This is a genomic window from Nocardioides imazamoxiresistens, from assembly GCF_032378595.1.
Classification (GTDB): Bacteria; Actinomycetota; Actinomycetes; order Propionibacteriales; family Nocardioidaceae; genus Nocardioides; species Nocardioides imazamoxiresistens.
Genome location: NZ_JAVYII010000001.1, coordinates 145,013 through 157,195, shown reverse-complemented (window position 1 = coordinate 157,195; position 12,183 = coordinate 145,013). Strand labels below are relative to the sequence as shown.

Sequence of the window (12,183 nt, the reverse complement as noted above, 5' to 3'; positions counted from 1 at the left end):
CACGATTACCTGTTCGGTGACAACCCACGCGCAGAGGGGCTGATCGAGGCAATCGGACGTTTGTACTGGACGCGGGTCCAGGAGCTGGAGCGCGGGCAGGCAGAGCAGGATTCGACGGAGCCGTGACTTCGCTGCCGACGGTCCACAGCAAACTGCAGACATCGACACCGACGTCCCTCCGCTCCGCAACCGAGCAGCCTCCGACAAGTGCGACCGTCGGTCCGTGAGCGACGAAGACGAGCGTGAGTGATCGGATAACGAATCCGATCACTGCCGGTCGCTGCCGCTGGGGGGATTGGCCGTGGGCCGGTGGGTGCTGCTGCACCTCAATCCGGCTGAGACTGTTCGGTCACGACCATGCTGAGTCCGGTGTCGGGGTGGTACGACCAGGTGTAGGTGAACGAACCCTCTTGGGCCTCTTGCGATCCCATCAGCGCATTCGTCGTGCTCACCCGACTGACCAGGCCCGCGGAGGTTCCCAACTCCTGGAACAGGCAGCGGACGGGCAGCGTCGCGCCGTGCTCGGAACGCGTGTCGATGAGGACGCTGCGACCTTCGTCCGCCAGGTCCATCACCTCCGTGACGTCATCGGAGTCGCACGCCTCGAAGGCCGGCTGCAGCACACGCGCCACGGTCGGCTCACTCGTCGCTACGGGTGCCGCCGTCTCCCGCGCGGAAGGTTGGGGATCGTCGTCGGTTGCGACCCAGACGATGGCGACGGCCGCGCCGAGGGCGAGAACAACGCCGGCGCACAGGCCTGCGACCGCCGGTGCATGCCACCACGCCCGGGCACGGTTACGCCGTGCCTGCTGGCGAGCGGGGGACGGCTGCGACGGGGGCCCCGACGGGGGGCCTGACGGCGGCTCTGCCGCGTTCGTCATCGGCAGCGCCCCGAGCTTGTCTGCGTCACGATCCGTAGCGCTCCACGACCGGTGGCAGGACCTGAGGGCAGAATCCACCGGCCGCGGCGCGGATGAACATCGGGTACTCGGACTCGTACACGCCGGCGGCGTCAAGACCGACTTCGGCCAGCTCGAACTGGTCATCCCCGACGGTCTGTCCGTCGAGGCTCATCAAGCTGAAACAGGTCAGGTCGAGCACCTGACGGACGAGCTCGTCGGAGGCGCCCGCGTACGACTGCGACTCGGTCTGGATCACGTAGACGGCAGCGGCTTCGATGTCACCGTCGCTGGGGGTCAGGTCGAGGGAGTCGGAAGCAGCAGGACTCGGCTCGGGCTCCGCGGTCACCGTCACCGTCGAGGTGACCTCCTCGGTCGCCGTCACGGTCTGGGTCACCGTCTCCGTCGCACTGGATTCGCTGTCTTCACCGCCGCATCCCGCGAGCAGGGCGAGAGCGACAAGGGAGATGGAAGTGGCACGACGCATGAGCCGGACGCTACGTCCTGGTCACCGATCCCGCCGCGGTTTCGCTGAAGGTGTGACAGGCGAAATAGGTGAGCGCCGCCAGACGCTGTGCGACCGACCAACCAGCTTGTTCAGGCGGCGGAGACGGCGGCGTCGTTGCATCGACCCCGAACGGTCAAACGGGTGCCCCACCAACGCGATCGCGCCCCGGCTCGCGCACCCGCCGCGATACGGTTCGACCACCAGCGAGGGGGACCATTGAGTACATCAGCTCGAACCGCGGCCGTTCCGGTGTGGACCATCACGACCGAAGCGACCACCCTGCCCGCAGCCCTAGGGGATGCACCACTGACCCCAGCGCGCCTCGACGAGATGCGCACGGCGCTGGCCGCCCTCGCCGGAACACCCCTGGTCACGCTCGAGGCCCATTCGACGCCGCCTGATAGCGACCGGAGCGGGGGCCTCGTCCTTCACGCCACCAGCCCGCTCGCGCGAGAGCTGAGCCGCCTCGTCGCCGATCACGCCACGAAGGTGCCGGCTGTCGGCGACATCGCAGAGTCCAGCGAGGTGCTCTACCGACTCGTGGTGCCCGCGAAGGTGGCCGAACAGGTCGGCAAGGGCCTCGTGAGGCCGATGAGGTCCAGAGCGGTCAGCGGCGGTATCTACGGCGACCTCGTCGGCAAGAGCGGAATCGCTGCCAAGGCCTCCTTCGTCCCCGTGGAGCCGGCGTCCGCGGGAGCCGCCGGCACGGCGGCTGGCACGGCCGTCGGGACCGCCGCCACCACGGCAGCGACCGGCACCGCCTTGACGGTCGCAGCACCACTGGTGCTCATGGCGGTCGCCGTCGGCGCCAGCGCCTACGCCGATCAGCAACGCCACCAGGCGATCGAGAAGATCACTGGCCTGCTGGAGAAGATGAACGACGACCGCCTCGACAAGGAACGCAACGACCTCGCCGGCTGCCGCCAAGCCATCGAGAAGGCCACCGCCCTCCTCCTGGACCGCGGCAAGGTCGGCGCCTCCCTCGGCCTCGATTCGGCCGTCCATGTGATCGACACGGCGCACGAGACCGCGCTGCGAAGGGTGAGGAAGTGGGAGGACGCCCTCGAGGCGTTCTCCGACGACCACGTCGAAAGCACCGAGCTCGAGGCATCCTTCCCGGGCATCAGCAGCGACGGTGGAGAGTTCCGAACCCACCTCGAGATCGCGGCTCTGGCCATCGCGCTCAAACGACGAGTGATCGTGCTCCAAGGCGTCGAGGCCGGGCAGAACGACCCGGACAACCCCTTCGACAACTTCGTACGCAGCCTTCGCGGCGACCAGACAGGCATCGACGACCTCGAGTCCCGCATCGCACGAGTCCTCCAGCGACTCTCATGCCTGGAACTCCGTCCGCCGCGGCGCCTCGTCGACAAGGTCATGACCCGCAAGCAGGTCGACCACCTGCTCGACAGCAACCGCCGCCTGCGCGCTCTCAACGCAGGCCTGAGCGCAGGCAATGGCGCAGGCCTCAGCGTCGCCGATCCTGCCGCAGACGTCTCCATCGACATCGAGAGGCGCAGCGACGGGACCCTCGTCGTCCGCCCCCCGACCCACGCCTGAGACCCCCGGCGAAGCCCCACTCGGCGACCGGCAAACCCCGGCAGGAGGCAGCCATGCAGGAGCCCAGCGCCCCTCAGCGCGAACGGGTTCAGCCCCAGCCTCCCCACAAGACGACATGGCTCACTCAGGAACAAGCCGCCGTCGTCGCAGGATGCTCGGTGTCCACCATCGACTGGCACAGCCGACAACCCGGAACGCTTCTACTTAGCCGACCGCGCAGGGGAGCGCGACCCACCCTCCAGGAGGACTCAGTCCAGCAGTTCGCCCAGTGGTGGAGGCAGCACACGGACGCCCGCCGCCAGCGACGCCAGCTCCAACAGCAACGTGCAGCCACCCTCGCCGAACGACGGGCCGCCGCACGCACCCGAGGAGCGATCTCGACCAGCGTTCCAGCTGACACTCCGCCGGGCCTCACCACGGCAGAGGCAGCCGCCGCCCTCAGCGTCGAGCCTGGCCGCATCGCGCAGATGATTCGCAGCGGCCACCTCCGAGCAAGCAAGGTCAACCAACGCTGGTGGATTGATCCGGAGTCACTGAACGACCACGCACACGCACGAGACCAATGGCTGACTCTCACCGGCGCCGCACAACATCTGAACTGCACCACCAGCCGGATCCGCCAGGCGGCAGATCAAGGGCTTATCCGCCGACGCCCGTCGCATCAGGCCCTTCCCAGCTACCACCGCAGCGACGTAGAGGCTCTACGCCCCGTCGTCGAGGCGGAAGCAACCGCACGCGAGAGGGAGCGCGCTGCCCGCGACAGGGGCCGCAAGCGGCACGCCGCCTACCACAGTCCACCCGACGACCGCCGAACATGGATCACCCCCACGCAAGCCGCCGGCTACCTCCGGCTCTCACCATCTCGAGTCCACCAGCTCATCGACGAGCAGCGCCTGCCCAGCACCCGATTGCCCAACGGCCGTGTCTGGCTGCAGGAACCTCACGTCCTGCAGCGACTGAGTGCGCGCTCCTTCGCCGAGATCGCAGCAGCCGCCGACCGCCGCACGGCGATGTGCTCGCCCCGCCGACGGGACTGACGCGCGTACGAAAAATACGACGATCGTCCAGAAACGCGTTCTGAATGCTGTAAGGAATTCGCGGAACGCGAATTCTGGTAAACAGATAGATAATGTGCGATAATTAATTCATCGCTCGGGAGACGTGCGCCCCTAGTTGGCCCTGACCGAGCGACCAGCAATTCCGACCCAGCCCGTCTGCGTTATCGCAGACGGGCTTTTTTGCGTCCATAGGAGGCAGCGATGACACCCGCAAATTCACAACCACCGCGCGCCCGCGAAGTGCGTTACCCATCAGCCAGAACGCGCACCCTCGACGTCGGTACGTACCTACGACGGTGGATCGACGGAAAGCAGGCACTGCGTCCGTCAACCCGAGCTTCCTACGAAGCACACGTCACCCGGTACCTCGTGCCCCACCTCGGTCACATCGAACTCGCCGAGCTCCGAGCCGATCACATCGAGCTCATGTACGCCGAGCTGGGCAGACGCGATCGGAGCCGCCTCACGCCAGCGACCCTGCGACGCATCAACGCAACGCTGTCGAGCGCCTTGACCACTGCCGTCCGAAGAGGCCTGATCGAGCGCAACCCCACGGCCACCGTTGAGCTGCCCCGCCCACATCGAGCGCGCCCGACCGCCTGGACCGCCGAGGAGTTCTCCACATTCCTGCGTGCAACCCAGCACGACCGCCTGTGGCTCCTCTTCCTGATGCTGGGCCTCCTCGGCCTCAGGCGAGGGGAGGCCCTGGCGCTGAGATGGTCCGAAGTGGACCTGGTCGAGCAACGCCTCAGAGTCGAACGATCCACCGTCAAAGTCGCACGCCAACTCGTGACCGGCCCACCCAAGTCCGAGCGAGGAGGTCGCACCCTCGCGCTCGATACGCGCTTATGTGGCTGGCTCGCCGAGCACATGACGACCCAAGAACAGGAGGCTCGACAGAACTCAGCCAGCCCACCCGCCTCTGAGCGAGCAAGGCCCACGCTGGTGTTCACCACTCCGACCGGGACTCAACTCGACCCCGCGTACGTCTCGCGCCGCTTCGACTCCCTGCAGCGAAGCATGGACGTCCCACGTATACGCCTGCACGATCTGCGCCACACCTCAGCGTCCATCGGACTGTCGTCGGGCGAAACGCTGCTCGAGGTCAGCCGCCGCCTAGGTCATTCATCCATCACCATCACAGCCGACGTCTACAGCCATATCTCGCCGACCACCGCCCAGCACTCCGCGACCCGGCTGGCGCGATGCGTGTTGACTGACGGGCTCGGGGGCCAGGCATGAGCGCACCGAGGGTCCACAACCGCTTCCGAACTATTCGAACGCAAGTCAGAGAAGTCCTGCGACGGCTCAGGCGCGCTATCGACGAACTGCGCACACGACTGCAGGACGAACCGGACCTCATCGACACGGCCGCAGACACCGCGATCCGCCTCATCGACCTGCTGGTGCAAAGCCCACCGGCACGAGCAGGCGCGCGTGCACTCGTGATCCTCCTGCACCGCCTGCTGGCCCAACCACCGTCACCCGAGGCCACGCAGGTCACGAACTACTAGACCACCCGCCCCCACCACCCAACCCAACATCCCCAACCCATCCACGGCCCCGGCTTCACGCCGGGGCTTTCGCTATTTCGGAGGAGAAGCATGTCCAGAGAGTCACTCAGCGACCTCAATACCCGCACGCTGATCGGCAACACCGACGCACGAGGCACGGCGTGGCACTACCGTGCCGACCTGCAGGCCGAAGAGCCGAACCACTATCCCGGGCCGATCCCGGTCGAGGACGTACGACGCCGCCTCTTCGACTGGCACGCCATCTCGGTGCCCGTCGCGACCGAGCTGCCCGCGGACCTGCAGACCATGACGCACCTCGACCAGAACGGACACCCAGCTCGTTGGTCCTACCTGAACGAGCGGCAGGCCATCTGCCGCGACGACACCTTCGAGGTGATGGGCATCTTCGCCCAGGGATACGCCATGCACCAGTACGACGAATGGCTGGTCGCGACGGTCGCAGACATCCTCGACTCCGACCTCGCAATCAGTTCCGCGGGCTTGCTGCGCAGCGGCGCTATCGCATGGGTGGAGGTCTCGATGCCCGAATCGATCATCACCCCCGAAGGCGTCGAGTTCCGTCCCAACCTGTTGGCCACGACCAGTTTCGACGGCTCCATCGCAACCACCTTCAAACGCACCATCACCGATGTCGTGTGCGACAACACCCGCGAGACGGCTCTGGCCGAACGCGGACCCACCTTCAAGGTCAAGCACTCGCGCCACTCGACGACACGTCTCAGCGACGCACGAGAGGCCCTGCAGGTAGTCCACAGCGTCGCTGAATCCTTCGCCGCCGAGATCCACCGGCTGTGCCAGACGACCGTGTCGCAACGCGAATGGTCGAAGTTCCTCGACCGGCACGTACCCATCGTCGACAAGCACGGCGCGAGACTCACCGGGCGCGCCCGATCTATCGCCGACAAGAAGCGCGCCAGGCTCGACGAGCTGTACCGCCACGACATCCGCGTCGCTCCATGGGCAGGAACAGCCCACGGGGTACTCCAAGCGGTCAACACCTTCGAGCACCACGACGCAACTGTGCGAGGCGCAACCAGGCCCGAGCGAAACATGCTCCGGGCAGTGACAGGCGAGTGGGCACGCATCGACTCCGAGGCCCTGCAAAGCCTGCACGCAGTACTCGCATAGTTCGCAGCTGACAGGAGGGAAGGTGGCGCCAGCCACCTTCCCTCCTCCGGCCCTTTTTTGCGTTCCAGGCACATACACGACCACGTCACAACCCGCCAGCGGAGCACGGACCGTCGACGCGCAGCAACACAACTGCCCAGCACCGGACTCGGCGAACTGCCGGCCTAACGAATCCACTGCGCCGACGCTCGGAGTGGGGTTAGATCGGTCCGGTCTGGGGGCGATCGGGTCCCCGTGAAACAGAACAAGAGGCACCAGTGCGCAAGCCAGCAGTCATCGCCGTCACGGCATCCGGATCAGTCGTCGCACTGCTCATCGGGCTCATCATCGGACTCCTCGTCGCCCCGTCGGACGAACGGGCCAACCTCTCCAGCGGTGACGCCCAAGCGACCGTCACAGAGACCATCACGGAGACGGTCGAACCGACCCAAGCCCCCGAGCCGGCCGACGCAGCACCGCAGGCAAGCGATGCTCCCGCGCAGGACAGCACCGCAGATTCAGCCGACGGGGGTCAAGCGAATCCCACTGCCCCGATGGGCGACTACGAACCCACCTCCGCCCCCGGCGTGAGCCTCGTCGACCTCGGATGGACGACCCAGGAGGCCCTCGGCGGGTACCACGCCCACGTCGGAGCCGTCTTCTACAACAACGGCCCGGCGATCGACATGATCGACATCACCGTTCAGGGCTTCGACGGGTCTGACGTCATCGACTCCTCGACGGAGTCGTACGGCCGCGTTCCAGCCGACTCGTTCTTTGCGCTCGGTACGACGCTCGTCGACATCACCTCCGCCGACGATCGCCTCGATGTCGTCATCGGGGAGCCCACGATCGGCGAGCAGGAGACGCTGCCGCTTACGGCCACTGCAACCGCGCCGACACCGTCCGGCCAGTACGAGAACGTGTCGCTCGCGGTCAGCAACTCGGGTTCTCGAAACCTCCCCGAAGACGCGGCCACTCACGTGGTGCTGCTCGGCAGCGACGGCACGATCATCGGAGGCGGCACAGGATTCTTCGACGGTCCCATCCCGCCCGGCGAGACTCGCGGCGTTCTTCACGATGTCTACACGCCTACCAATACTGCTGCGGCCCTTGCCTACATCGACCAGTCCGGGCTGTGGTTCTCGTGAAGGCGCGTTCGTCAACACCGCTCGCCCTCCTCGCCCTCGCAGCCACCGCGACGCTGCTCCTCGCCGCTTGCTCAAACCCCCAGGACCCGGACCAGGGGAGCACCGAGACGAGCGCCACCCGAACAGACGCCGAACCGACCGACGTCGCACCATCAAGTCCAGAGACATCAGCCGCTTTCGACTACGAGCTCGACGACCGCGCCACCTTCCTCGCCCAGGGCCCAGACTGTGAGCAACTGCAGGAGTGGTTCGCCGAGTATCCCCGCGACGACGACCCCGCGACGACGGCTCGACACGTCGAACAATGCGGTCAGGCCACCGCGGCCCTGCTCAATCACAGCCTGTACCCGGGTGACGACCCCGCCCTCATGAGTGCGCTACTGGCGAACGGCGCGGATGACCAGACGCGAGCAGTAGCCCACTGGGCCCTCGCGATGGACACCTGCGAAGCCTTCGAGGCCGGAGCCCGATCGCACTGGAACCTCGCCTCCACCATCGAGGACTTCGGGGGGACCAGCGCTGACTATCAGCCGACCATCGCAGCAGCGACGCAAGAGTGCCCTGGCCAAGAGGCCGAACTCACCCTCTTCGAAACCGACGACGTTCTAGGCGCGGCGTCGAACTTCGCACAAGCCCTCGCCAGTTCCGGCGACGTCGCGGCCAGCGCCAGCGATAACGAGGCCGCCGCACTGGCGGCTGTCACCTGCGCATCGCTGCGAGACGGCGAGGACCTAGCAAGCGCATCGATGTTGTTGAGCTTCGACGAGGGATCCGCAGCCGAGTTGGGGGGCACCGCTGTCGCGCTCTTCTGCCCGAGTCGGATCTAGCTGCCGCGCAGACCTAGTGCACCCAACGCGAGGTCGACGACAAGTCAGGGGACAGGTAGTTCCTCAGTCGGTCGCGAAGGCGGACGCTTAACGGTGCAGGACGTCCGCAGTGCTCATGCCGCCAAAGCGCGCTTCGCCGGGGGTCGCCGCAAGACGCACGCCGATCTGGCAACGTGGGCATGGGTTTTCGATGCATCGTGCGCAGGTCGATGCGCGCAGTTGTGGTGCGTTCGACCAGCTGGGTCTGCAGCAGGGGGCGGGAGCCGCGGCTGAAGGCGACGGTCCGCTACCCGACGCACGTGGGTACGGCGACGCCGGTCGAGGGTTGGACCTGGAGGTAGGTAGCCCCAGCGTGCTACCCCGGGCTCGGGACTCTAGAAGTTCTTGCCGAGATCGACGACCCAGCCGAAACCCTCCATCTCCTCGTACGAGTAGGTGAGCTCCTGCGGAAGCGGCGCGACGGACGCCCATTGACCTTGCGGCAGCTCGATCGTGACCGTGTACGCCGACGCCCGCGGAACGGAGTCGAACTCAACGTCCCATGCACATCCACCGCCGAGCATGCGGCCGGTCCCCGAGGTTTGATCTGTGCCGACGATGGCCCCACCGGAATCTCGCACCGTCACACGTGCTCCGGCTATGTAAGAAGCCGTGTAGTCATCACACTCACCTGCGGTGTCGCGAACCCGCACGGTCAATTCCTGGCCCTCCTCCTCATCGTCGCCTGCCATGGCCCAGAGCGCCACCCCGCCTGCGCCGAGGACCAGGCATCCGGCTAGAAGGCCGCCCAGAAGAAGACCACGCCGCCTTCGCGGGCGGTTGCCGGAATCAGCCGCGGTCCGCGTGACCAGCGGCGGAGGCAGGAACGGTGGCGGGGGCAGGAAAGTCGGCGGACGCAGGTGGGTCGGGAGTCCGCACTCACCGCAGAACCGTTGCGCGGACGGAACAACGTGCCCGTTCAAGCAGGTCGCCGACTCGGATGCGGCTGCAGTCCCGAGCTCGCTCGAACGCTCCGGCTCGGCGTCGAGGTCTTCGGAAGATGCCTCGGGTGAAGCCGAGTCGGGAGTCTCCGGGCCAGGGGCCGAGTCAGCGCCCATCACTTCACCCCTCGTCCGATGCGGTAACCGGCGTCGAACAGAACTGCGCCACGGCCCACAGCCCGGGAACGACGCACCCCGGGAACCTTCTCTCGTCGAGGCGTCAGCTGCCACCAGCGAACCTGGTCGACGCTGGCTTCGAATACGACGAGGCCGTCCGCCTCGAACCTCAAGCGACCATCCGCTTCGGTCACCTCGCTGCACGCCACCCTGCGCATGATCTGAGCGGTCACGGCCACCTCGTACACCAAGTACGGCTTCGCCACCGTCGCTACCCCTTGCTACTTATGAGTCTGTCGACTCAAAGGTATGCGCCGACCAGCATCTCCGTCGTCATGTTGGGAGAACTCCAGCGCACTGTGGGGCGCAATCTGCGCGCCTACCGCGAAGCGCGGGGACTGTCCCAAGAGGCGTTCGCCGAGCGCCTGGGCGTGCACCGCACCTACATGGGCTCGGTGGAGCGAGGCGAACGGAATCTGACCCTCCAGACCGTCGAGAGGTTGGCTTTCCAGTTGTCGGTGCAACCGCATGACCTGCTAAGTAGCGACCTCCCGCCTGCACGAGCGGTACCGGCTGACCGGTGAAGAGTGCTCTAGGCTTGCGTTGAACCACGGCTCCTTCCGTTGAGCCGTTGGACCTGCACATCGAGGTGGAGACCGTGATGCGACTTAGAGCGTGAGTCCCACGCTTTGCGCCCCGAAGGGGTGCTCGCACTATCACGGGAGTTTCAATGAACCCCAACTCTTTGTTGGCACTTCGTGTCGTGGAGTTTTACCCCGTTGCACATCCGAACACGGACCGGGCCTCAGTCGCTCGACTCGGAACGCGCTTTCCTCGCCTCTTCGGCTTGTCGGCAGCGGTGATCTGACGTGGGCGAGCAGACGATTAAGGAATACGCCTTCCTCACTCCGCAGGACCTCGGGGAGGTTGAGTACGCCAGGCTTGTCGCGCGTTACGGCCTCGACACGACCAACGTCACCGGGTACGCGATGTTGTTTGTTGTCGACGGGAACGGCCGCCGTTGGACTCGACTGACTTTGGACGTTGAGTACGCACGCACCCTCGTCGCGGCCCTCGAAGCGGGCATGACGTCCGGCATGGCGAATGCCGGCGAGATCTTCGTCTTGGAACGCTCGGGCTGGCCGGACGAGTGGTGATGCTGCTGACGACGCGAACGAGCAGGTCGGGAACGTCGCCGCTCGCACCCGAGTGACTGTTCCTCGTAGAGAAAGGGCTGGGAGGGTTGGCTTACGCCACCCTCCCAGCCCACTTTGGTGGCCGCCGCGCGCTAGGCCGAACTCAACTGAACCGCCGACGAGCTCCGCTCTGCGGTTATACGGCTCGCGGAGTCACGCTGCAGGCCGTGCTCGCTTGCGTGGAGCGCGGGCGATGTTGACAGCGAACCTGGGACCTGTTGCTCGAGAGCGCAGCCGCCAAGCCCGGTTCGAACGATGACTGGCCGTCCGCCCTCGACGAAAGCACGGTGACTGCGCGAGCCGGATTAGTGAGTGGACGGGCTCGGCGACCGAACAGCTGTGGTCCTGGGATCCGCCGGAACGATGAATGCGGCAAGCGAGTGTGCGGCGTGGTCGTCCAAGTTCGTGCGGTTGCGGTCGTACCGCATGGTCGTTCGAGGCTCAGCATGCCGCGCTAGGTCCTGAACCTTGCGAAGCGATGCGCCCGACTCCAAAGCGTTCGTGATGGCGCTATGGCGCAACAGGTGGGGCGTCAACGGCACCTCAATCCCCGCGCGCTTGCCAATTGTTCTCGTGAGGGTTCGCAACCCTTGCCGGCTCAATGCATTGCCATCCCTCCGGCGAATGAGCAGGCCCTCGGTCCGGCCCCCGCACGCCTCGTCGAGCGCCCGCGCTACGGAGACGGGAACGGGCATTCGAGCGTGTACGCCACCCTTGCCCACCAGATACAGGACTCGGTGCCCACGCAGCACTTCCCGGAAGTCCTCGATCCGCACCGAGCACGCCTCCGCGGCCCTTAAGGCCAAGCACGCCAGCAGATATGCCACCGCTGTGTGACGGCCCCCCATGTCTGCTCCTGCAGAGAGGAACCGACGCATCTCAAGTTGATCCAAACCGACCGTATCGCGGTATGGCTTCGGATTCGGGGGCCGCCGAGCCCGCACCGCCGGATCTCGCGCGATATGACCTTCCTCGTACGCGAAGCGATAGAACCCTCGAACGGGTGTCAGAGCAGTGTGGACACTGGACGGCTTGTGGCCGAGGCCGACGTGGAGATGATGGACGAAGCGCTCAACGTCTGTGCGAGTTGCCTCCAAAGGGTCGCGCCCAGCGCTCTCGCACCACTCCAGCCATCGAGTGAGTTGGTAGGTGTACAACGCCCGCGTGGGGCCGCGATAGGGGAAGAGATTGGCCTCAGCTATCGACGCATGATCAGCCAGTCGTGTCATGGCACCTGACGTAGCG

General features: G+C 66.2%; 13 protein-coding genes. 8 read left to right on the top strand and 5 right to left on the bottom strand.

Features of this window, described 5'->3' with window-relative positions; translation table 11 throughout:
- Nucleotides 1-326: 326 nt before the first annotated feature.
- On the bottom strand, nt 327-623 hold the full coding sequence (locus tag RDV89_RS00840; protein ID WP_315730554.1) for a hypothetical protein: 297 nt from the start codon (nt 621-623) through the stop codon (nt 327-329).
- Nucleotides 624-906: 283 nt separating this feature from the next.
- The gene (locus RDV89_RS00835; RefSeq protein ID WP_315730553.1) at nt 907-1,386 is read right to left on the bottom strand and encodes a hypothetical protein; all 480 of its coding nucleotides are present in this window, start codon (nt 1,384-1,386) and stop codon (nt 907-909) included.
- A 270-nt stretch (nt 1,387-1,656) separates the two neighbouring features.
- Here RDV89_RS00835 and RDV89_RS00830 point away from each other — a divergent pair, with 270 nt between their 5' ends.
- The 6 genes from RDV89_RS00830 (at nt 1,657) to RDV89_RS00805 (ending at nt 8,645) form a co-directional block, all read left to right on the top strand.
- Nucleotides 1,657-2,967: a hypothetical protein gene (locus RDV89_RS00830; protein ID WP_315730552.1), complete on the top strand. Its 1,311-nt coding sequence runs from the start codon at nt 1,657-1,659 to the stop codon at nt 2,965-2,967.
- A gap of 158 nt (nt 2,968-3,125) precedes the next feature.
- Nucleotides 3,126-4,004, top strand: a complete 879-nt coding sequence (locus tag RDV89_RS00825) for a helix-turn-helix domain-containing protein (RefSeq protein ID WP_315730551.1) — start codon at nt 3,126-3,128, stop codon at nt 4,002-4,004.
- Nucleotides 4,005-4,451: 447 nt separating this feature from the next.
- Nucleotides 4,452-5,267 carry a site-specific integrase gene (locus RDV89_RS00820; protein ID WP_315730550.1) on the top strand — a complete coding sequence of 272 codons (816 nt, stop codon included), beginning with the start codon at nt 4,452-4,454 and terminating at the stop codon, nt 5,265-5,267.
- A gap of 362 nt (nt 5,268-5,629) precedes the next feature.
- Nucleotides 5,630-6,688: a DUF932 domain-containing protein gene (locus RDV89_RS00815; protein WP_315730549.1), complete on the top strand. Its 1,059-nt coding sequence runs from the start codon at nt 5,630-5,632 to the stop codon at nt 6,686-6,688.
- A 257-nt stretch (nt 6,689-6,945) separates the two neighbouring features.
- The gene (locus tag RDV89_RS00810) at nt 6,946-7,818 is read left to right on the top strand and encodes a hypothetical protein (RefSeq protein WP_315730548.1); all 873 of its coding nucleotides are present in this window, start codon (nt 6,946-6,948) and stop codon (nt 7,816-7,818) included.
- Nucleotides 7,806-8,645, top strand: coding sequence for a hypothetical protein (locus tag RDV89_RS00805; protein WP_315730547.1), 840 nt, complete (start codon nt 7,806-7,808; stop codon nt 8,643-8,645). Before RDV89_RS00810 ends, RDV89_RS00805 begins: the two co-directional genes overlap by 13 nt.
- Before the next feature lie 374 nt (nt 8,646-9,019).
- Here the strand turns inward: RDV89_RS00805 and RDV89_RS00800 are convergent, their stop codons facing one another.
- Together RDV89_RS00800 and RDV89_RS00795 are read right to left on the bottom strand one after the other, a co-directional pair.
- Nucleotides 9,020-9,391 (bottom strand): hypothetical protein, encoded by a 372-nt coding sequence (locus RDV89_RS00800; RefSeq protein ID WP_315730546.1) that lies wholly within the window; start codon nt 9,389-9,391, stop codon nt 9,020-9,022.
- Between the two features lie 350 nt (nt 9,392-9,741).
- Nucleotides 9,742-10,008, bottom strand: coding sequence for a hypothetical protein (locus RDV89_RS00795; RefSeq protein ID WP_315730545.1), 267 nt, complete (start codon nt 10,006-10,008; stop codon nt 9,742-9,744).
- A 21-nt stretch (nt 10,009-10,029) separates the two neighbouring features.
- Here RDV89_RS00795 and RDV89_RS00790 point away from each other — a divergent pair, with 21 nt between their 5' ends.
- Both RDV89_RS00790 and RDV89_RS00785 read left to right on the top strand, forming a co-directional pair.
- A complete protein-coding gene (locus tag RDV89_RS00790) occupies nt 10,030-10,326 on the top strand; it encodes a helix-turn-helix domain-containing protein (RefSeq protein ID WP_315730544.1) in 297 nt (98 codons plus the stop codon).
- Nucleotides 10,327-10,611: 285 nt separating this feature from the next.
- Nucleotides 10,612-10,899: a hypothetical protein gene (locus RDV89_RS00785; RefSeq protein ID WP_315730543.1), complete on the top strand. Its 288-nt coding sequence runs from the start codon at nt 10,612-10,614 to the stop codon at nt 10,897-10,899.
- A 344-nt stretch (nt 10,900-11,243) separates the two neighbouring features.
- Here the strand turns inward: RDV89_RS00785 and RDV89_RS20205 are convergent, their stop codons facing one another.
- The gene (locus RDV89_RS20205; protein ID WP_369012401.1) at nt 11,244-12,167 is read right to left on the bottom strand and encodes a tyrosine-type recombinase/integrase; all 924 of its coding nucleotides are present in this window, start codon (nt 12,165-12,167) and stop codon (nt 11,244-11,246) included.
- Between the last annotated feature and the right edge of the window lie 16 nt (nt 12,168-12,183).

Bases quoted from the DNA above. Each gene is read 5' to 3' on its own strand.
- RDV89_RS00835 (WP_315730553.1), bottom strand. From the start codon at position 1,386: ATGCGTCGTGCCACTTCCATCTCCCTTGTCGCTCTCGCCCTGCTCGCG.
- RDV89_RS20205 (WP_369012401.1), bottom strand. From the start codon at position 12,167: ATGACACGACTGGCTGATCATGCGTCGATAGCTGAGGCCAATCTCTTC.
- RDV89_RS00820 (WP_315730550.1), top strand. From the start codon at position 4,452: ATGTACGCCGAGCTGGGCAGACGCGATCGGAGCCGCCTCACGCCAGCG.
- RDV89_RS00815 (WP_315730549.1), top strand. From the start codon at position 5,630: ATGTCCAGAGAGTCACTCAGCGACCTCAATACCCGCACGCTGATCGGC.
- RDV89_RS00790 (WP_315730544.1), top strand. From the start codon at position 10,030: ATGAGTCTGTCGACTCAAAGGTATGCGCCGACCAGCATCTCCGTCGTC.